This is a genomic window from Geomonas sp., assembly GCF_056994735.1.
In genome coordinates, this window is sequence record NZ_JBXKJL010000362.1 from 1 (window position 1) to 19,970 (window position 19,970).

Below are 19,970 nucleotides of genomic sequence, written 5' to 3' on the forward strand. Positions count from 1 at the left end.
GACAAGGTCGCCGCCAGGAAGGTCGCCAAGGCCGCCGGCGTCGCCACCGTCCCGGGGACCGAGGAGCCGATCGAGCACGAAGAGGAAGCGCTGATCTTCGCCAAGAACTACGGCTATCCGATCATCATCAAGGCTGCCGCCGGCGGCGGCGGACGCGGCATGAGGGTCGCCACCAACAAGAAGGAACTCCTCGAGGGGCTCCAGTCGGCCAGCAGCGAGGCCAAGGCCTCCTTCGGCGACGCCTCGGTCTTCCTCGAGCGCTACCTGAAAAACCCCAAGCACATCGAGGTGCAGGTGCTGGGTGACTCCTACGGCAACCTGGTCCACTTCTTCGAGCGTGACTGCTCCATCCAGCGCCGCCACCAGAAGGTGGTCGAGTTCGCCCCCTCCCTGGCCCTCCCCGGCGAAACCCGCCGCGCGCTCTGCCAGGACGCGCTCAAGATCGCCCGCCAGGTCGCCTATCGCAACGCCGGCACGGTCGAATTCCTCCTCGACGAGGAAGGGCGCTACTACTTCATCGAGATGAACCCCCGCATCCAGGTCGAGCACACGGTGACCGAGATGATCACCGGCAGGAACCTGGTCCAGGCCCAGATCCTGATCGCCGAGGGGAAGCGCCTCTCCGATCCCGAGATCAACATCCCCAACCAGGGGTCGGTCGAGATGCGCGGCTACGCCATCCAGTGCCGCATCACCACCGAGGATCCGGCCAACAACTTCGCCCCCGACTTCGGCACCCTGAGCACCTACCGCTCGTCGGCAGGGTGCGGCGTGCGCCTCGACGCCGGCAACGCCTTCACCGGCGCCCAGATCACACCGCACTACGACTCGCTGCTGGTCAAGGTCAGCTCCTGGGGCCTGAGCTTCAAGGCCGCCGCCAACGTGATGAACCGCTGCCTGCAGGAGTTCAGGGTCCGCGGCGTGAAGACCAACATCGGCTTCCTGGAAAACGTCATCACCCACCCGGTCTTCGAGTCGGGAGACTGCAACACCTCCTTCATCGACCAGCACCCGGAACTCCTGGTGATCAAGGAGAAGAAGGACCGCGCCAACAAGGTGCTGCACTTCATCGGCGAAGTCATCGTCAACGGCTCCGCCGGGGTCGCCAAGCCGCTCAAGTCCAGGGACCTCCTGGAGGCTACCGTGCCGCAGGGGGACTTCTTCCTCGAGAAGCCGAAGGGTACCCGCGACATCCTGCGCGAGCGCGGGGCCGAGGGGCTGGCCAAGTGGGTCCTGGAGCAGAAGAAGCTCCTTTTGACCGACACCACCATGCGCGACGCCCACCAGTCGCTTCTGGCCACCAGGGTGAGGAGCTTCGACATCCTCAAGGTTGCCGACGCCACCGCGCACCTGGGAAGCGACCTCTTCTCGCTCGAGTGCTGGGGCGGGGCGACCTTCGACGTTTCCATGCGCTTTTTGAAGGAAGACCCGTGGCAGAGGCTGCATGATCTCTCCGAGGCCATCCCCAACGTCCTCTTCCAGATGCTTCTGCGCGGCTCCAACGCCGTCGGCTACACCAACTACCCGGACAACGTGGTGCAGCGCTTCGTCGAGGAGGCGGCAGCCTCAGGCGTCGACGTCTTCAGGGTCTTCGACTCGCTCAACTGGACCCGCGGCATGACCGTGGCCATGGACGCCGTCCGCAAGTCGGGCAAGATCTGCGAGGCCGCCATCTGCTACACCGGCGACATCACCGACCCGACCAGGACCAAGTACCCCCTCTCCTACTATGTCTCCATGGCCAAGGAGCTGGAGAAAATGGGCGCCCACATCCTGGCCATCAAGGACATGGCGGGCCTCCTGAAGCCGTTCGCCGGCTACCAGCTGGTCAAGGCGCTCAAGGAGGAGATCGGCATCCCGGTCCACCTCCACACCCACGACACCTCGGGCAACGGCGGCGCGCTGCTGTTGAAGGCGGCCGAGGCCGGAGTCGATATCGTCGACGCCGCCCTCTCCTCCATCTCGGGACTCACCTCGCAGCCGAACCTGAACGCGCTGGTGGCGACCCTGAAGGGGAGCGAGCGCGACCCGCAGGTCAACGAGCGCGGCCTGCAGCAGCTGGGGAACTACTGGGAGACGGTGCGCGACTACTACGCCCCGTTCGAGTCGGGCCTCAAAAGCGGCACCGCCGAGGTCTACCACCACGAGATCCCCGGCGGGCAGTACTCCAACTACAAGCCGCAGGTGGCCGGCCTCGGCCTCATCGACCGCTGGGAGGAGTGCAAGGAGATGTACCGCAAGGTCAACCTCCTCTTCGGCGACCTGGTCAAGGTCACCCCGTCCTCCAAGATCGTGGGCGACATGGCCATGTTCCTGGTCAAGAACAACCTGGAGCCTGAGGACGTCTTCACCCAGGGCGACGACCTGGCCTTCCCCGAATCGGTAGTCGGCTTCTTCAAGGGGATGATCGGCCAGCCTTACCAGGGCTTCCCGCGGGATCTGCAGAAGATCATCCTCAAGGGCGAGGAGCCGATCACCTGCCGCCCCGGCGAGCTCCTCGAGCCTGCCGATTTCGAGATGGAGCGCGCGGCGGCGGCCGCCAAGGTCGGGCATCCGGTCGGCGACAAGGACCTCATGTCCTACATCCTCTATCCGAGCGTCTACACGGAGTTCGACAAGCACCGCCAGGAGTACTCCGACATCTCGGTGATCCCGACCCCGATCTTCTTCTACGGCCTGGAGCCGGGGCAGGAGACCTCGATCGAGATCCAGCCCGGCAAGACGCTGATCATCAAGCTGAACGCCATCGGCTCCATCCAGGCCGACGGCACCCGTCAGATCTACTTCGAGCTCAACGGCAACTCCCGCAGCGTCACGGTGCGCGACCAGTCGGTACAGACCGAGCAGTCGTCCAGGGAGAAGGCGGACAAGGCCAACCCGAAGCAGGTGGGCGCGCCGATGCCTGGGAAGGTGCTGAAGGTCAACGTGAAGCCGGGGGATCAGGTCAAGGCGGGGGACATCCTGGTGGTCACCGAAGCCATGAAGATGGAGACCAACGTCAAAGCCAAGGAAGACGGTACCGTCGCCGAAGTAAGGTGCAAGGAAGCCGACAAGGTCGAGAAGGAAGAACTGCTGATAGTGATGGCATAAGAAGGGCTGCCCCGCAAGGAGCAGGTATTGAGGCAAAGAGATGGGGGGCTGAAAAGCCCCCCATTTTTCGTGGAAAAAAGCGACCGTCAAATCGGTGACGGTATCGCGTATACGCCAAAAGCCCTGCTCAAAAAAGATGCATTCCGTTACAAATCCCCCTGCCAGGCCCGCATTCGCTGTCAATCCCCATTATTGTCCACAAAGTTATCCACAGCTTCGGTGGATTATAGATCATGCACTGGCTGCCTTCTACGCCGCAAAACCGGGCAACCACGCGATGTTGTCCACTTTTAGCCCCTCCGGCGGCAGATCGACATAAATTTGACGCCTTTAAGGGATTGTATACACGGGAAAGGCACACCACGGACGACTGAGAGGGGGGGGAACCGACGACACAGCGGACGACCTCAAAGGGGCGGGGACAAGCAAAGGGCGATCTGCCTCGAGATCGCCCTGCCTCTTCAATCCAGGGACCTTCTTATCGCATCATTTCTTCCCGGCGGCTTGCTCCTTGCCATCGTCCCGGGAATGATCCTGCCGGCTATCATGAGATTTCTCCGTGGCGTTCAGGGCTGCATGGGTAAGCTGAACAGCCTCGGCGGAGATGGTGACCTTGTCCCTCTTCTCCTTCATCCCGGAGGCCTCGGTGGACTTCTCTGATTTGCTCTCCCTGCCGGCTATGGTGCCGGCCTGCAAGGCCACCTGCGCGCTTTCTCCGACTGCAGATAACACTCTGTCACCTCCTTGTCGCTCGCCATTGCTTCACCTGACGCGGCGACTAGCGGGAAAGCTAATAAAGGAACGCGTCAACGCGCTTTATTAGCGAGCGCCGCAAAACAGATTCTAAGTATAGCGACAAAGTTCCCGAGGTACAGAAAAAATATTTCTCTGCGATAAGTTTTTTTAACCGATGGACTTTACCGCCCCCAGCAGGGCGGCCAGGGTCAGCCCCTGCTCGACCCGCTCCGCAAAGGCCCCCTCGCCCCCCCGGTAAAGGTCGAAGCGTGGCGAGGCGCCGGCAGCCTCCTTCAGCATCCGGGAAATGATGATCCCGGCTTCGGCCAGTTGCGGCTGGGCGCAGGAGTTGGGGCAGCCGGAAATGGCCCAGTTCAGCCTCCCGGCCTCGGGGCCCATCTGCTGCAACACGGCCTCCGCGATCTCGCGGGTGGGCCCGAGCCCCAGCATGCATTCGTGGTTGCCCGGGCAGACCCTGAAGATTGCCCGGTCCCGGGGAGTGTCACCGGCGAATCCGGCTTCACGCAGGGCTTTGGCCCCTTCCCCCGGCTCCTGACCCTGTTCGACGTGCATCACCACGTTCTGGTCCCCGGTCACCATCAGCATCCCGCCGCAGTAGCGCCTGGCGATGGCGGCCAGCGAGGCCAAGGCCGCGGCCCGCAGTTCACCGGCAAAGACGTGCGCCTCCAGGCGATACTCCGCACTCACCGGTACGGGGACCATGTTGCCGACCAGAGAGGGAACAGTGGCCAGTTCCTCGGCTATCGACGGGTCGGTGAGCACCCGGCGGCGAAACTCGTCCTGACCGATCTCCCGCACCAGGTGCTTGAGGCGCTTCCCCGGCGGGGTGTTGGACTCGTAGATGCGCAGGATGGCCTCGATCAGCGGGAGCAGGGTCTCCTCGAGCACCCCTTCGGCCAGCAGGAACCCCGGAGTCGGCTCGCGCCCCAGGCCGCCCGCTACCCAGACGTTGTAGCGCGGCCGTCCGTCCTCCGACGGCGCGGGGATCAGCCCCAGATCCTGGATGAGATGGCGGCCGCTCGAGGCGTCGGCCTCGATTCCCACCTTGAACTTCTTGGGGAGCTTTTCGAACCGCGGGTTACCGGTGAAGTGACGGTGGATCTTGCGGACCAGCGCCTCCAGTGCCGGCGCCCCACCGGCGCTGAGGCTCCCGCAGACGACCCCGCGCACGGCGCCGCCGCAAGCCCCGCGGTTCACGAGTCCCACCGAGGCGAGCGCCCTCGCCACCGGTATCAGGTCGCCCTCCGTCAGCCAGTGGAGCTCAATGCTCCCCCTGGTGGTCAGGTGAACCACTCCGCGCGCGGAGCGCTCCGCGATCCCGGCCACGACTTCCGCCTGCTGCGCCGAGATGATGCCGGCGGGGAGCTTCACCCGCTGCATGAAGAACTCTTTCTGGCGCTGCGGGTAGATCCCTTCCAGCCGCAGGTTCTGCTTGTCTATCTGCATTTAATCTCCTGCTGTAAGATGAAGCCTGTTGAGCCTCGCCTGTCGCCATACTCCACAGAGGGCCCATGTACGGCTCACGCGCACACCTGATCCCTCCCCGCGTTCTTCGCCCTGTACAGTGCCTGGTCGGCGCGCTTCAGGGCATCGAGGTAGTCCTCTTCATCCTCGCGGCAGGTGGAGATCCCGAGGCTGGCAGTGAGGGTCAACTCCTCCCCCTCCAGCACGAAAGGCTCCTCCCTAACCAGCCGCCATATCTTCTGGGCCACGCTCCGGGTCTGTTCCAGGTCCGCCCCCGGAAGGACCACCACGAACTCCTCTCCCCCGAAACGTCCCACGGCGTCGTAGGTCCGCAGGGACTCGGCAATCCTGTCGGCCAGCTGCCGGAGGAGCTCATCGCCACCGAGGTGTCCATAGGTGTCGTTGACCTCCTTGAAGCGGTCCACGTCCAGCATGATGAAGCCCAGCTCGAAGTCGTGAAGCTCCTTTTTCCTCCTGCGCATGGCCCGGGAGAATTCCCTCTCGGCTATCACCAGGATCTGCCTTTTGTTGTAGATGCCGGTCAGGGGATCGGTGATGCTCTGCTGCCTGAGCACCTCCTGGATCTCCCTGACGTCCTTGGTCCCTTTGCGGATGAAGGGGAAGGAGACGGCGAAGCCCAGCGTCAGTATCGAGCCGAGGAGCCCCATGGCCATGACCATCGCCTTCTTGGACTGCTCCCGGTACCGGGTCACGTCGATGTAGACCTCGAAGCTGCCAATGACCCTCTTTGCCTTATCGGTGACGGGGATGTACGTCTCCACCACGTCCACGTTGAACTTTACCTCGTCGGCCAGGTCCTGGACCTGTTCCTTCTTCTCCAGCCTCGAATCGAAGCGCCCGGCCAGGGCGTTTTTCAGCCTGGGGTTGTTGCTGTTCAGCTCCCCGATTATCTTCCTCTCTGTGCTGTAGACGATACGGCAGTCCGCTGAATATATCTTGATCTTTACGATGTTGAAGGGGGCCAGAAAGGTCCTGAGTTGCCGGTCGAGACGCGGCATGTCCTCGGGCCTCACCTCCATGGCGGAGCTGCCGTCGGTGCGGACCGCGACGATGCTGTCGCGCTCCTCGGCCAAAAGGGCGCTGCTGACGTTGATGGCGTCATCCTCGGCGCTGTAGGTGACGTAGCGCCGCAGGATCTCCTCAAATCCGACGCCCGCGAGGAGCATAACCAGGAGCATGGAGAGGAGGGAACAGATCCAGAAGAGACGCAGCAGGGCTTTGGGATCCTTCTTGACGTCGAGCTTGCGCAGGCGAAAGCGCATCATCTACCACCACCGCCAAAGCGCCAGTATCAGCACGATCAGGAAGACGATGCTGAGGTTCATGTAAGCCATGAAGAAGAAAACCCTCTCGTGCAGCGGCGCCTTACGCCCTGCCTGCTGAACGAGAACGGCCACCTGCGGCAGCTGTGCGATCTTGTCCGCGCCGTGCGGCGCCAGTTTCAGCGTTTCCGTGAGGTCCTGCCCCGCCTGGTGCCGCCCCACGTGGAGGCCGTTTTTCCAGAGCCTGCTGGAGGTGGCGTCGTAGATCCTTCCCTCGTAGGCGAAGTAGGCGGGATGCCCCTCCTTGCCGTCGTAGGGCGCCAGCTGGTCCGCGGTCAGCTCGTGGCCGTGCTCGAGCACTCCGGGCCCGTTGCGCTTGGCCTTGAGCTTGGGGCCGATGACCGTCACCACGAAGATGGCGGATATCACCATGACCAGGTAAAGGAAGACCTTGGCCAAAAGGAGCAGGCCGAAGCGGGTGTGCAGCAGCATGTCCAGGGAGGTCACCCTGAAGTGGGTGAGTATCAGCCCGCTAACGCCCATCACCGCCATCGAGATCACCCCCACCCGCACCTCCCCGCGCGGCAGCCCCCCCGCCGCGTAGGCAGGCTTCAGCACCAGGTGCACGTAGAGGATGGTTCCGAACCAGAGGATGGCGGTAAGGAGATGAAGGTAGCCCGCGCCGAAGCGGACGACGCGGGCGGAGATGGAAGGCTCCGGCGCCTCAGCTTTACTGGCACGGCTGGCAGCGAACGCCTTGCCGGCTGCGGTCAACTCCCCGCCGCCGGCGGGGTCGACATGACAGAACGAGCAGCTCTTGCCGGTCTGTTGGGCATAGAGTTCATTGGCGTAGGCAGGGACTGGGGTCCAGTAGAGTGCGAGGAGGATGATGAGAGTGCAGAGCCTTATCATGCCAGAAGGTATACCGTCAACGTGCCGGAAAGTCAATTTAAGCGTTCTTTGTAGACACTATCAAGGAAAAGCCGGTTCTCTCTGTTATAGTGGCTTGGCTTTTACCAGCACAACATTGAAAAGACGTTGCCATCACTGTACAATTCTCTGTCATGAACTGTCCGTTATGTGAGACAGTTGAAGACAGCACAGATCCTTCGAAAGGAACCCCCCATGACTGAAAACCTGCACCCCGCCATCCACCAGAAGGACTACACCCCTCCGGACTACCTGATTGAGAGCGTCGAGCTCTCCTTCGATCTTGACGCGGATGCCACCGCGGTCATCTCCCGCCTCTCGGTGAGGGCGAACCCCGAGCTAGGCGGCACCCGGAGAGCGCTGGTGCTGGACGGGGAGGAACTGACCCTAGTCTCGCTCAAGCTCGACGGCAACGACCTCCCCCCCGACCGCTATACAGTGGACGACCACCACCTCACCATCCCCGAGGTCCCGGAGAGCTTCGCGCTGGAAGTGGCGACCAGGATCAGCCCCAAGGAGAACACCGCCCTTTCCGGCCTCTACGTTTCCGGCCCCATGCTCTGCACCCAGTGCGAGGCCGAGGGATTCCGGCGCATCACCTACTTCCCCGACCGGCCGGACGTGATGGCCGTCTATACCGTGACCCTGCGCGCCGACCGCGCCGGCTATCCGGTGCTGCTGGCCAACGGCAACAGGATCGCCCACGGCGAGTTGCCCGACGGCCGCCACTTCGCCACCTGGAACGACCCCTTCAAGAAGCCGAGCTACCTCTTCGCCGTGGTGGCGGGCGACCTGGAGCATATCGAGGGGCGCTTCACCACCATGAGCGGGCGCGAGATCGACCTGGAAATCTACGTGGAGAAGAAGAACCTGGGGAAATGCGAACATGCCCTTAGGTCGCTGGTGCGGGCCATGCGCTGGGACGAGGAAGAGTTCGGGCGCGAGTACGATCTCGACACCTACATGATCGTGGCCGCCGACGACTTCAACATGGGGGCCATGGAAAACAAGGGGCTGAACGTCTTCAACTCCAAGTACGTGCTGGCCAGCCCCGAAACCGCCACCGACGACGACTACCAGGCGATCGAGGAGGTGATCGGGCACGAGTACTTCCACAACTGGACCGGCAACCGCATCACCTGCCGCGACTGGTTCCAGCTCTCGCTCAAGGAGGGTCTGACCATCTTCCGGGACCAGGAGTTCTCGGCGGACATGGAGTCACGGGCGGTGAAGCGGATCGCAGACGTGAAGACGCTGAGGTCCCACCAGTTCCCCGAGGATGCCGGCCCGCTGGCGCATCCGGTGCGACCGGAATCGTACGTCGAGATCAACAACTTCTACAGCATGACTGTCTATCACAAGGGGGGCGAGGTCATCAGGATGCTGCGCACCCTGCTGGGGAAGGAGGCCTTCCGCGCCGGGATGGACCTCTACTTCGCGCGACATGATGGCGGCGCGGTGCGGGTGGACGAGTTCGTGCAGGCCATGGCGGACGCCGGAAAGCGGGATCTGACGCAGTTCATGCTCTGGTACGACCAGGCGGGAACGCCGCTCCTCGAAATCAGGGACGGCTACGACGAGCAAAGCAGGAGCTATACCCTCACCGTCATGCAGAGCTGTCCTGCCACGCCGGGCCAGCCGGAGAAGAAGCCCTTCCACCTGCCGCTGATCATGGGCCTTCTGGACCGGGAGGGGCGGGAGCTTCCGCTGCGGCTGGAGGGAGAGACCCGGGGTGTCGGGACCTCTCGGATGCTGGAGCTGCGGGAGAGAACCGAGACCTTCCGTTTCCTCGACATCCCTGCCAGGCCGGTGCCTTCGCTGCTGCGCAACTTCTGCGCTCCGGCCAAGCTCGACTACCCCTACAGCGACGAGGAGCTCGCCCTGCTCATGACCCATGACAGCGATCCCTTCGTGCGCTGGGAGGCGGGACAGGTCCAGGGGGTGCAGCTGATCATGGGCCTGGCGGCGGATTACCAGGCGGGACGGGAACTTAAGCTGAAGGAGAGCCTGGTCGACTCCTTCCGCAAGCTGCTGGGGGACGCCAGGCAGGACCGGGCCTTCCTGGCGGAGATGCTGACTCTCCCGGCCGAGGGTTACCTGGCCGAGCAGATGGAGGTGATCGACCCGGTGGCCATCCACGAGGCTCGCGAGTTCGTGCGCGCAGCCCTTGGGGAGCGGCTGCGGGCGGAGCTTCTGGCGGCCCGCGACGCCTGTGCCCCCAAGGCTCCCTATCGACCGGACGACGGCCTTGCCGGCTGCCGCAGGCTCAAAAACCTCTGTCTCTCCTACCTGATGGCGGCCGGAGGGAGAGACGCCATCGAGCTCAGCATGGGCCAGTTCAGGAGCGCCGACAACATGACCGACAGCCTCGGCGCCTTGAGCAACCTGGCCAGCTGCGACTGCCCCGAGCGGGCGGAGGCGCTTGAGGCCTTCTACCAGAGGTGGCGCGACGACAGGGGAGTCATCGACAAGTGGTTCTCGCTCCAGGCCACCTCCCGGCTGCCCGAGACGCTCTCCCGGGTGCTGGCGCTTCTGGAGCACCCCGATTTCGACCTCAGGAACCCGAACCGGGTCCGCTCGCTGGTCGGAGCCTTCAGCCAGGCGAACCAGGTCCGCTTCCACGACGCCAGCGGCGCCGGGTACCGCTTCCTGGCCGACCAGGTGCTGCGCCTGAACAGCCTGAACCCGCAGATCGCGGCGCGGATGCTCACCCCCTTCACCCGCTGGCGGCGCTTCGACCATGACAGGCAGGAGTTGATGAAAAAGGAACTGACCCGGATCCTGGCCGAGCCGGATCTGGCGAAGGACGTTTACGAGGTGGCTGAGAAGAGCCTGTCGTGACAGGCTGGGAAGGAGGTTTCAGGCTCCCTCTCCCGGAGGGCAGGGGGAGCTCGAAATGTGGAGAAACGGTTAACCGGAAAGGTAACGGCGGCCCCGAGAGGCCGCCGTTGCTATTGCACGCCGGAAAAAATCACATTCCAATCCATTCATCACATAGCAGTTCATTGCATCACAGGCACGGCGGATTGCATTGCATCAGCTGCCACTTCGTCAAGTGAAGCTGCAAAACACTATCTTCAGATCAACAGTGGATCACGGTTCGGTGCAGCCGTCAGGCATACTGGAGGTTCTGGAGGTGCCGGTCTTCTTTTCCTGGTAGGAAAAGAAACAGGACACCTGAAAAGCTACCACGACGAGACATACAGCGGCTAGTACGACAAGGCACGTTACCATTCACCCTCCTCCATTTCGCCTTCAAGTTGGCCAACTAATGAGACAGATGCCGTTTCTGTGCCACTTTTTGCCATGTTTTCGGTGGAACATCCTGCCGTCACAGCAAAAAAACCACTACCTAATTAAAAAAGCTACAATTACGCACCCATTCTTATTTCAGCAATCCGCCTCAATGCCTGAAAAACAGGCATTTGTATACAAATCGGCCGGGAGACCCTTGCCATGACCGCGGCGGGAATATTAACGAAGCCGTCGCCCCCTGGCGAGCGCGGGGCGGCGGCAAGATTAGACCGCGCCAACCGGGCGGCAGGGGGGCAGGTGGCGTCACGTCACAAGCCGTAGGGACCCCGCGAAAGTGCGGAGAGGGGTGAAATTTCCTTCACAGGCCTGGTTACCGCGACCGGAAGAGCAGAGATATTCGAATGTGGAGGAGGATTTTTTCTTTCGGAAAAGAGGGAAATGCTGCTAGCTTGATGCGATGGAAAATTTCATACTGATAGGTTTCTTTGTGCTCCTGGGCATCCTTTTCCAGCGGCTCAAGTCCTTCCCCAAGGACTCCGCCCAGGTCCTCAACATGTTCGCGCTCTACGTCTCGCTGCCGGCCCTGGTGCTTTTGAAGGCCCCCCAGATCGTCTTCTCGCCTTCCGCCATCATTCCATTGCTCGTCCCCTGGGGCATGCTCCTTCTTTCCGTGGCCCTCGTGCTGCTCGGCTCCCGGCTCTTCCATTGGCCCCGGAGCGTGGTCGGGGTCCTGCTGCTGATCGTTCCCGTGGGGAACACCTCGTTTCTCGGCATACCGATGGTGCAGGCCTTCTTCGGGCAGGCCGGCCTGCCGCACCTGCTCGTCTACGACCAGTTGGGGACCATGGTGATCTTCTCCACCTACGGCTCCTTCATCCTCGCCGTCTACGGGGAGGGGAGCAAGTTCAACCTCCCCGCCGTGGCCCGGAAGATGCTGCTCTTCCCGCCGACCATCGCGCTGGTGGTTGGCATCGCCATGAGGTCCTGGCCGTATCCCCCGAAGCTCGCCCAGGGGCTGCAGGGCGTTTCGCTCTCCCTGGTACCGCTGGTTATGACCGCCATCGGTCTGCAACTAAGGCTAAGGCTGCAGAGAAAGGTCCTGGCTCCGCTGGGATTCGGGCTTGCCGTCAAGCTGATCGTGGCCCCGCTGTCGGCGCTGGGAGCCTGCCTTCTTTTCACCTCCGGAGGTCTGCCCATGGACGTCTCGGTCCTGGAGGCCGGTATGCCCCCCATGGTGACCGCGGCCGCACTGGCGGTCGTGGCCGGGATGGACGCCGAGCTCTCCGCGGCGCTGGTAGGGGTGGGCATCATCCTCTGCTTCGGCACCCTCCCCTTGCTTTTCCTGCTGCTGCAACAGGTCCATTAAAGGTGATCGGTCACGAAATGCGGCACCTGGAGGATACTCACAGACGGCGGGGATTGGGAATAGGCCTACCCGGTTCCTTGAGCATGGCGGCCATTCCCTCTGCAGCGATTGGATTGCTGAAGAGGTAGCCCTGCATCACGGAGCACCTGTGCGACTCGAGGAAGGAGCGCTGCGCCTCTGTCTCCACCCCCTCAGCCAGCACTTCGAGGCTCAAGCTGCACGCCAGGGCGATGATGGCGGTGACTATGGCAGCGTTGTTGCTGTTGGTGGTCACATCGGAAATGAAGGAGCGGTCTATCTTCAACATGTCGAGCGGGAAGCGCTGCAGATAGCTTAGCGAGGAATATCCTGTCCCGAAATCGTCTATGGACAATTTCACCCCCATCGCTTTCAAGGCGTTGAGAGTCTCGATCGTTTCGTCGGCGTTCTTCATCAGGACCCCTTCGGTTATCTCCAGCTCCAGATAGTCGGCATTGATGCCGCTTGCATCGAGGGCGTCCTCCACCATGGTCAGCACCTTATTCTGCATGAAGTCGCGCCCGGAAAGATTGACGGCGACGCGTATCGGGGTGATCCCCTCCTTCTCCCAGCTGCGGATCTGGCTGCAGGCCGTGGAGATCACCCAGTCGTCAATGGCTGTTATCAGCCCGCTCTCTTCCGCCAAGGGAATGAAGACACCCGGCGGGAGCAACCCCTTCTCGGGATGCTGCCAGCGTACCAGGGCCTCGACCGCCACCATCCCTGCCATCTCGGTATCGATCTGCGGCTGATAAAACAACCGCAGCTCGTCCCGATCCACCGCCTTGCGGAGCGCCCCCTCCATCGCCAGACGTTCCACCGCCGACTCATTCATGGAAGAGCTATAGAACTGAAAGTTGTTGGCCCCCAGAGCCTTGGCATGGTACATCGCGGAATCAGCATTCTTGATCAAGCTCCCGGCGTTCGCGCCATCCTCCGGGAACAGGCTGATCCCCAGGCTGGCCGTCACGAAGACCTCCCGCCCCATCAGGTCGATCGGCTTATCGATGTCATGAATGATGCGGCGGGCGATTTTGGCCACATCGTCGTCGGAAGCTATGTTCTCCAGGACGATGGTGAACTCGTCACCTCCCAGCCTGGAAACCGTGCTCCTATCGGCCGCACCCCTTGAAACGCAGTCGCTCTTTCGCAGGCAGTTCTTGAGCCGCAGGGCCACCTGTTTGAGGAGCAGGTCTCCTGCATCGTGCCCCAGGGTGTCATTGATGAACTTGAACCGGTCAAGGTCCATGAAGATCAGCGCCACCTTCCTCTGCGAGGCGACCGCAGCCGAAATAGCGGCCTCCAGGCACTCATTGAACTGGAGCCGGTTCGCCAGACCGGTAAGGACGTCATAATAGGCCAGGGAACGGATCTGGTTCTCGGATCGCTTGCGCTCGGTGATATCCTGAACCATCCCGGAGAGCCGTCTTGTGTTGCCGGCGGTCGACACGACTCCCGCCTCCACATGCACAAACCTCTCTCCGCTGCCGTTGATGACGATCCTGGTGTCTATCCCGAAGCCCCCCCCCGTCCGCACGGCTTCTTCGAATACGACCCGGACGTAATCCTTCTCGCCGGGATGGACCACTGCCAGAAACGTTTCCAGCGTTCCATCCTCCTGCAAGGAGGGGATTTGGAAGATGTGGCTGAAGACATCCGAGAAGATGAAGATGTCTTCGTCGATGATCCATTCCCAGCTTCCCAACCGGGCCACCTGCTGGGCGTACTTGAGCCTCGCCTCGCTGGAATGGAGTTCCTTGATGGCCTTGCTGGCTCGGGCGATGTACTTCGCCCGGTAGCCCAATACCTGCCAGTTGATCGGCTTGATCATGAAGTCGGTGGCGCCGAAGTCATAGGCCTTCTGAATCGAGTCATGATCATCAAGGCCCGTCATCATCACCACCGCGCAGGACCGATCCACCAGTACCTTGCTTAGGTGCCAACAGACGCTGAAGCCATCGCTGCCGGGTAACATCACATCAAGGAGGACGAGGTCCGGCATGAAGTTCTCGATGGCTTTAAAAACCTCGTCACCGCTTTGGGCCTCCTCGACGACGAACCCCGCCTCTTCCAGAGCGACTCTCGCCAACAGGCGGACCGCAGGCTCATCATCCACTACCAGTGCCCTTTGCACTTTGTTGCGGTCGCGACAAGGGTTCATGACCTTCTCCTCCGGCACATCCCTGCAGCATCATCGACCACCACGCTTCCGTCCCTTCCGATGCTTAGATTCTACATAACGTGCACCCCCTGGCAATGATGGAAAGAGCGGGGGGCGCGGCATCGCCCATCTTGAGCAATCCGGCGGCAGCGGGCCCGGACTCGGCACACAAAGAAAAGCCCCTGGCCTTGGCCAAGGGCTTTTCTTCAGTCTGTCGTCGCACCCCGCAGTCAGTCGGTCTACCGGGCCGACATCAAAGGTGAGGCTCGGGATCGACCTCGATTCTGAACTCGGCTCCGTCGTCGACGTTGCGGGCTGTGAACCTTCCGTTCATGTGCTTTTCGATGATGGTCCGGGACATGAACAGCCCTATTCCGGTCCCCTGGTCGGGACCCTTGGTGGTGAAATAGGGGTCGAAGATCTTTCCCATTATCTCTTCCGGAATACCTCCGGCGTTGTCGGCGATGGTCACCACCGTCCTGCCGTTCTCGGAGAACGCGGTCACCTTGATCTTTCGTGGTTTCTCGTCCGGCGACACAAGGAAGGCGTCCCGGGCGTTGAGCAGGACGTTCAGCAAAACCTGGCAGCACTCGCTGACATACCCGTAAATCGCCGGCTCGCCCGATTCCTGATATTCCAAGGTTATCCCGAGAGTGCGGAAGGTGTCGTCGACCAGCGGGAGCGTCTTGGCGATCACCTCCCTGACCCGGAAAACCAGCCTCTCCCTGCTCGGCCGGAAGAAGTTCCTGAAGTCCTCGATGGTCTGGGACATGTGGGCGATGAGATCCCTCGCCTTCGCCACCTGCCCTTTCAGGTACTCCTCGCTGAAGCCCCCCCTGGCGTAGACCACCGGCAGCTCCTGCATGACGAGGCTCATGATGTTGAGCGGCTGGCGCCATTGGTGAGCGATGTTGCTGATCATTTCCCCCATGGCCGCCAGGCGGCTCTGGTGAATGAGCAACTGGTCCTTCTCGCGAAGGGCCTCGACGGCCTGCACGCGTTCCTCGGTCTCCCTCTTCAGTGACTCCATGGCCTGCCGCAACTCCGCTGTCCGCTCCTCCACCCGCTTTTCCAGCTCGTCGTGCGCCTCCTGCAGCTCCCGCTCCATCTTCTTGCGCTGCGTTATGTCCAGGAATGCTCCGATGGCGCCACGGACGTCCCCTGCATCGTCGAAGAGCGGGACGGCGTCGCCGCATATCTCCGCCGATCTGCCGTCGTTGAAGACGACGGTGAGTTCGCAGTTGCGAATGACTTCTCCCCTGGCTGCGCGTTGCACGGGGAGTTCCTCGGGAGCGAGCTCCTTGCCGTCCTGGTAGATGCGGAAGGAATGCGGGCGCTCCCCCTCCGGCGCGGACACCGAGACGCTTTTCCCCTCGGGAATCCGCAGGAAGAGCCGTGACTGGCGGCTCCCCGACATGTTGAGGCCTTCGGTGTCATGGGACATGAAGGTGATGGCGGGAACGGTATCCATCAGAACGGCCAGCTCATCGGCCCGGGCCCGCGCCTCCGCCTCGCTGCGCCGAAGCTCCTCCTCGGCGAGCTTGCGGGAGGTGATATCGTAGTTCACCCCGCGCACGCGTGGTGGCTTTCCGTTGGGGTCATGGCACAGCCGCCCCTGGCCGGCCAGCCAGCGGACCTCACCGTCAGGGCGCACGATGCGGAACTCGTGCACATAGTCCATTTCCCCCTTCGCCGCGGCATCCAGGATGCGCTTCATTTCGGGGAGATCGTCCGGATGGACCATGTCGAAAAAAACGTCAGCAGATTCGACACCTTCCCCCTTCGGCAAACCCAGCAGTTCGTATTCCCGCTCGTTGAACTCGGCCAAATTCGACCCTACCTCCCAGCTCCACATCCCCATCTTCCCGCTCTCAAGCGCCAGCCGCAGCCGCTGCTCGCTCTCCTGCAGTCGTTCGGCCGTCGTCCGCCGCTCCTCCGCCATCCGGGCCTGCGCCTCCGCAACCTTGCCGCGGCGCGCCCATTCCGCGGCGTAGGTGATGAGCAAACCTTCCAAGAGGAAGACGGCCACGTAGATCTGGTCATCGAGACCCTCGACCCAGATACCGGGCGGCGGCATCCAGTAGTAGCAAACCGCTAATACAGCAAGGATCGTCGCCGTCAGGCCGCCGGCGAATCCCAGGAAGAGGGCTGCTATGGCAACTGCGGGGTAGAAAACGAGGAAGGGGTGGTGGACTCCGACGTGCCGCAGGGAGGCAATCTGCAATAAGATTCCTATCGCGACCAGGAGGGCGGCCAGCAGGGAGCGCAGCATAACCGGCGGAGGTTTTGGCATCCAGAGCAAGAGCTCCTCCTGGCGATCGTCAAACTCCTTGTTTCTACTTGGTGAAGTGTACCGAGTTGTCTTTTTAATGCAATGCCTGCACGCCCTCCACCACAGCTTCCCTCGCCGAAGTGCACGAAAAAAGGCGAGGTCCCCTCACTTGGGTGACCCCGCCTCTGTTTTTACTCGCTGCTTGAAATGACGCTTCTACCGCCACGGGAATCTCGGCCGGGGCGGACTTCAGCGGAGCGGGTCCGCACGGTACATGCCGCTTGCAGCCCCGGGGCTACAATGTCTGGGCGACCGATTGGACGGCAACTTCCAATGCCGCCCGCGCCCAGGGGTACTTTGCCTTGATTCTTTCGAAGTCGGGCCCTGTCGAGAGAAAGGCGCCCTTCCCCTTGATCAGGAAACCGGTTCCGGGGCCGAGCTTTCCTGCCACCTCGTGGCTCCCCACCGTGAGCAAGACCCGGTTATCTCTGGCTATGTTTGCTTCTGTTTCGTTCATGTAACCGGCAGGAATCAGCAGCCGGCCGTCCTCCGGGATCTGGATGTAACTGTTCCAGGTATTGACCAGATGCGGTCCATCCTGGCCTTGGGTGGCGATGGCCGCCACGCCGGCGCGTTTCAATACTTCAAGCATCTTTTCGGGAAACATAATGTCCTCCATTCCTTGTGATAGTTGCCGCTTCCTTCTTTACTCCCTCCGGGACTCCGGCAGAGCGATCTGGCCCCACTTCTGCGTGGCGTATCGGGGGAGATGATGGGTGCAGATTCTCTTTGCCCTTGCTCGACGGACGCGTTACACTCCCCATGAATTCGCCCCGAAGAGGGAAAAGGTGGTGCGTTATGTTCGTCCTCAACCACGATGTCCGAGCTCCGCTGTACACGCAACTCTATACGCAGATCAAAGAGCACATACTGTCCGGGAAACTCGCGCCCGACGCCAGACTCCCTTCAGTACGCGACCTCGCTGCCGAACTCTCAGCGAGCCGCAATACCGTGGAGAATGCCTACCTGGAACTCCATGCCGAGGGTTACATCTACAGCAGGCCGCGAAGCGGCTATTTCGTGACGCCGGTCCGGCAGGACCCTGCGCTCCTGTCTTTGTCGCCAAGGCAACGCAAGCGCTCACCTCTCCCGGAGGTCGCTGCGCGATACCAGTTTGATTTCCATCCCGCCAGGCTGGACCAGGATGCTTTCCCCGCAAAGCTGTGGCGGAAATGTTTCCTGGAGTGCCTGCGGCAGAATTCCCGAGAGCTGGTCCTGGACGGCGCCCCCCAGGGAGAGCCGGAATTGCGTGGCAATATCCAGAAGTACCTGGAACAGTCACGCGGAGTCGCCTGCGAAACCGAGCAGATCGTCATTTGCGCGGGGCTCCAGCACAGCCTCGACATCGTGGGGCATATACTGAAGGACCGACACCCCGTGGTGGCCGTCGAGAATCCCGGCTACCACCTCCCGAGAGCGGTCTTCGGTAATCACTCCTTCAAGACCATCTCCATCCCGGTCGGTGCGGATGGTATGGACCTGGAGGTGCTGGAGGGCAGCGGCAGTACCGTTGCCTACGTCACCCCCTCGCACCAATTCCCCATGGGCTGCGTGATGCCTATCGCCAACCGGCTGAGATTGATCGAGTGGGCAAAGGCGGACGGGAAGGTGATCATCGAGGACGATTACGACAGCGAGTTCCGCTACCACGGAAAGCCGATCCCCTCACTGCAGGGATTGAATCCCGGCGGGGACATCATCTATTCCGGAACCTTTTCCAAGGTGCTCTCTCCTGCGCTGCGGGTAAGCTATCTGGTCCTGCCCCACTCGCTGTTATCGGCCTATCGCCGCCTGTTCAACGGTTACTTCTCTTCTGTGTCGCTGCTGGAACAGAAGACTCTTGCGAAGTTCATGGAACAGGGACACTGGGACCGCCACGTAAGGCGTATGCGCACTCTCTATCAAAAGAAACACGACACCCTTCTACGCGCTGTTGAGCGTCATTTCGGCGAAAAAGCAGTTATTGTCGGACAGGGCGCCGGACTCCACATCATTTTGCAACTCGCCGGTAAATTCGACGAGAAAGAACTGATAAGCCGAGCCGAAGAGAGAGGCATCAGGCTCTTCCCCTTTTCCGTCACCTGCGCCAGTGGCATTCCGCACTCCTCGAATTTTCTTCTAGGCTTCGGAGGTCTGCCCATGAGCCGGATTGACCAGGGAGTCGCACTCCTCTTCGAAAGCTGGTTTCGCTGAGTTCCTGGCAGCCGGCTGAATGTTGCGACCATCGTTGCCTCGACACATGCAGGATAGACCAAGATTGTCCTCACTGATAGGTGCAGTTACGAAGATATTTATGGGGGCAGATGCCGCCGGAGGAGGCGGATGCCAGGCGAGGGGGCGCAGGGTACGGCGATCCGTGGAAGATGCAGGGGAGAGGTGGCGATTACAGTTGCCGAGTAGGCGGGGAAGGTTGTCGTGGCGAAGGCGGCGCCCATCGCGAAGAGGGCAGACCTCCTGGGGATGCCCGACTACAAAAGCGGGCCGGAAGGAAATCGAATAAACGAGGGATGGAAAGATGGAAAGGCCCGTGGCGGTTGCCAAGGGCCTTTCCTGTTCGCTTCACATGCGGTTGAATCTCATATCGCCGGCTCAGTCGCGCTCGCCGTGCTTGCCTTTACCGTGCTTGCCATTGCCGCGGTCATGCTTGTAATGTCCATAGGCATGACCCCGCTTCTTCTCCTTGTAGTGCCGCTCTTCTCTCTCCGGATATACCACCCGGGCTGGTTCCCGATACACCGGCCGCTCGGCCCCCACCGATACGTGAACGCCCGGCGGAGGAGGAACAGAGGCGTTGACATTTACATTCACAGACGTCGCGGCTTCAGCATTGAAAGAAACCACGAATAGAGCCATGCCGGACAGGACGAGCAGGGATGATATTTTCATTTTTTCTCCTTTGAAAAGGGTTTAACCGCACTGCCATCTTAGTCTTCATCGTTAAAACGCAAAAAAGCCGGGGCCATTATATCACATGATATTTCGGCGACCCGGCTGTCTCGGTGAGACCCAATAGGCTTTCCGTCCCATCCTCGCGGATGGTTTAGTATTGTCGTTTATCTTTTCAGGTACTCAATTTCGCCTGTCTACATACCGCAGCTCTGCCTGCCGTGTCAAGGCGAAAACCCTTCTGCTCCCGACAAGGGGCCGGAAAGGGTCACGGCTTCGACCTGGAAAAGGTTTCGAGAAGTCCCTGCGCAAGCGCCCACACCGGCACGAATCCCCTGAGGTCCTAAGGGCCATATGTTACGAAAGAGTTCGAACAGTCACGAGAAGCAACTATGAAATCATCGTGAAGTCTTGAATTAGCATTTGATT

General features: G+C 61.5%; 12 protein-coding genes and 1 riboswitch. Of the genes, 4 read left to right on the forward strand and 8 right to left on the reverse strand.

The features are described from left to right. Positions 1-3,090: pyruvate carboxylase (locus tag AC11W3_RS15715; RefSeq protein ID WP_484093322.1), on the forward strand; the 3,090-nt coding region annotated here is incomplete at its 5' end. Between the two features lie 486 nt (positions 3,091-3,576). Here AC11W3_RS15715 and AC11W3_RS15720 read toward each other — a convergent pair. From AC11W3_RS15720 to AC11W3_RS15735, 4 genes are all read right to left on the reverse strand, one after another. Next, the gene (locus AC11W3_RS15720) at positions 3,577-3,822 is read right to left on the reverse strand and encodes a hypothetical protein (protein ID WP_484089576.1); all 246 of its coding nucleotides are present in this window, start codon (positions 3,820-3,822) and stop codon (positions 3,577-3,579) included. Positions 3,823-3,993: 171 nt separating this feature from the next. Then, the gene (locus AC11W3_RS15725) at positions 3,994-5,292 is read right to left on the reverse strand and encodes a nitrite/sulfite reductase (RefSeq protein ID WP_484093323.1); all 1,299 of its coding nucleotides are present in this window, start codon (positions 5,290-5,292) and stop codon (positions 3,994-3,996) included. Between the two features lie 74 nt (positions 5,293-5,366). Beyond that, a complete protein-coding gene (locus AC11W3_RS15730) occupies positions 5,367-6,596 on the reverse strand; it encodes a GGDEF domain-containing protein (RefSeq protein ID WP_484089578.1) in 1,230 nt (409 codons plus the stop codon). Continuing rightward, the gene (locus tag AC11W3_RS15735) at positions 6,597-7,505 is read right to left on the reverse strand and encodes a cytochrome B5 (RefSeq protein WP_484089579.1); all 909 of its coding nucleotides are present in this window, start codon (positions 7,503-7,505) and stop codon (positions 6,597-6,599) included. Between the two features lie 213 nt (positions 7,506-7,718). Here AC11W3_RS15735 and pepN point away from each other — a divergent pair, with 213 nt between their 5' ends. Together pepN and AC11W3_RS15745 are read left to right on the forward strand one after the other, a co-directional pair. Continuing rightward, positions 7,719-10,364 carry an aminopeptidase N gene (gene pepN, locus AC11W3_RS15740; protein WP_484093324.1) on the forward strand — a complete coding sequence of 882 codons (2,646 nt, stop codon included), beginning with the start codon at positions 7,719-7,721 and terminating at the stop codon, positions 10,362-10,364. Positions 10,365-11,235: 871 nt separating this feature from the next. Then, positions 11,236-12,144, forward strand: coding sequence for an AEC family transporter (locus AC11W3_RS15745; protein ID WP_484089581.1), 909 nt, complete (start codon positions 11,236-11,238; stop codon positions 12,142-12,144). Positions 12,145-12,181: 37 nt separating this feature from the next. Here the strand turns inward: AC11W3_RS15745 and AC11W3_RS15750 are convergent, their stop codons facing one another. The 3 genes from AC11W3_RS15750 to AC11W3_RS15760 all read right to left on the reverse strand — a co-directional run bounded on the left by AC11W3_RS15750 (position 12,182) and on the right by AC11W3_RS15760 (position 17,262). Further along, a complete protein-coding gene (locus AC11W3_RS15750) occupies positions 12,182-14,323 on the reverse strand; it encodes a two-component system response regulator (protein WP_484093325.1) in 2,142 nt (713 codons plus the stop codon). Positions 14,324-14,576: 253 nt separating this feature from the next. Beyond that, positions 14,577-16,616 carry a PAS domain S-box protein gene (locus AC11W3_RS15755; RefSeq protein ID WP_484090630.1) on the reverse strand — a complete coding sequence of 680 codons (2,040 nt, stop codon included), beginning with the start codon at positions 16,614-16,616 and terminating at the stop codon, positions 14,577-14,579. A 274-nt stretch (positions 16,617-16,890) separates the two neighbouring features. Further along, complete coding sequence (locus tag AC11W3_RS15760; RefSeq protein ID WP_484090631.1) at positions 16,891-17,262, reverse strand: pyridoxamine 5'-phosphate oxidase family protein; 372 nt, start codon at positions 17,260-17,262, stop codon at positions 16,891-16,893. A gap of 191 nt (positions 17,263-17,453) precedes the next feature. On the opposite strand from AC11W3_RS15760, the gene pdxR reads away from it, so the two are divergent. Further along, positions 17,454-18,848, forward strand: coding sequence for a MocR-like pyridoxine biosynthesis transcription factor PdxR (gene pdxR / locus AC11W3_RS15765; protein ID WP_484090632.1), 1,395 nt, complete (start codon positions 17,454-17,456; stop codon positions 18,846-18,848). A 396-nt stretch (positions 18,849-19,244) separates the two neighbouring features. Here pdxR and AC11W3_RS15770 read toward each other — a convergent pair whose 3' ends face one another. Continuing rightward, complete coding sequence (locus AC11W3_RS15770; RefSeq protein ID WP_484090633.1) at positions 19,245-19,541, reverse strand: hypothetical protein; 297 nt, start codon at positions 19,539-19,541, stop codon at positions 19,245-19,247. A gap of 92 nt (positions 19,542-19,633) precedes the next feature. After that, positions 19,634-19,710: riboswitch (cyclic di-GMP riboswitch) on the reverse strand. Positions 19,711-19,970 lie beyond the last annotated feature (260 nt).

Coding starts and splice junctions, on each gene's coding strand:
- AC11W3_RS15730 (WP_484089578.1), bottom strand. CDS start 6,596: ATGATGCGCTTTCGCCTGCGCAAGCTCGACGTCAAGAAGGATCCCAAA.
- AC11W3_RS15735 (WP_484089579.1), bottom strand. CDS start 7,505: ATGATAAGGCTCTGCACTCTCATCATCCTCCTCGCACTCTACTGGACC.
- pdxR (WP_484090632.1), top strand. CDS start 17,454: ATGTTCGTCCTCAACCACGATGTCCGAGCTCCGCTGTACACGCAACTC.
- AC11W3_RS15725 (WP_484093323.1), bottom strand. CDS start 5,292: ATGCAGATAGACAAGCAGAACCTGCGGCTGGAAGGGATCTACCCGCAG.
- AC11W3_RS15755 (WP_484090630.1), bottom strand. CDS start 16,616: ATGCCAAAACCTCCGCCGGTTATGCTGCGCTCCCTGCTGGCCGCCCTC.
- pepN (WP_484093324.1), top strand. CDS start 7,719: ATGACTGAAAACCTGCACCCCGCCATCCACCAGAAGGACTACACCCCT.
- AC11W3_RS15770 (WP_484090633.1), bottom strand. CDS start 19,541: ATGAAAATATCATCCCTGCTCGTCCTGTCCGGCATGGCTCTATTCGTG.
- AC11W3_RS15750 (WP_484093325.1), bottom strand. CDS start 14,323: ATGAACCCTTGTCGCGACCGCAACAAAGTGCAAAGGGCACTGGTAGTG.
- AC11W3_RS15760 (WP_484090631.1), bottom strand. CDS start 17,262: ATGTTTCCCGAAAAGATGCTTGAAGTATTGAAACGCGCCGGCGTGGCG.
- AC11W3_RS15745 (WP_484089581.1), top strand. CDS start 11,236: ATGGAAAATTTCATACTGATAGGTTTCTTTGTGCTCCTGGGCATCCTT.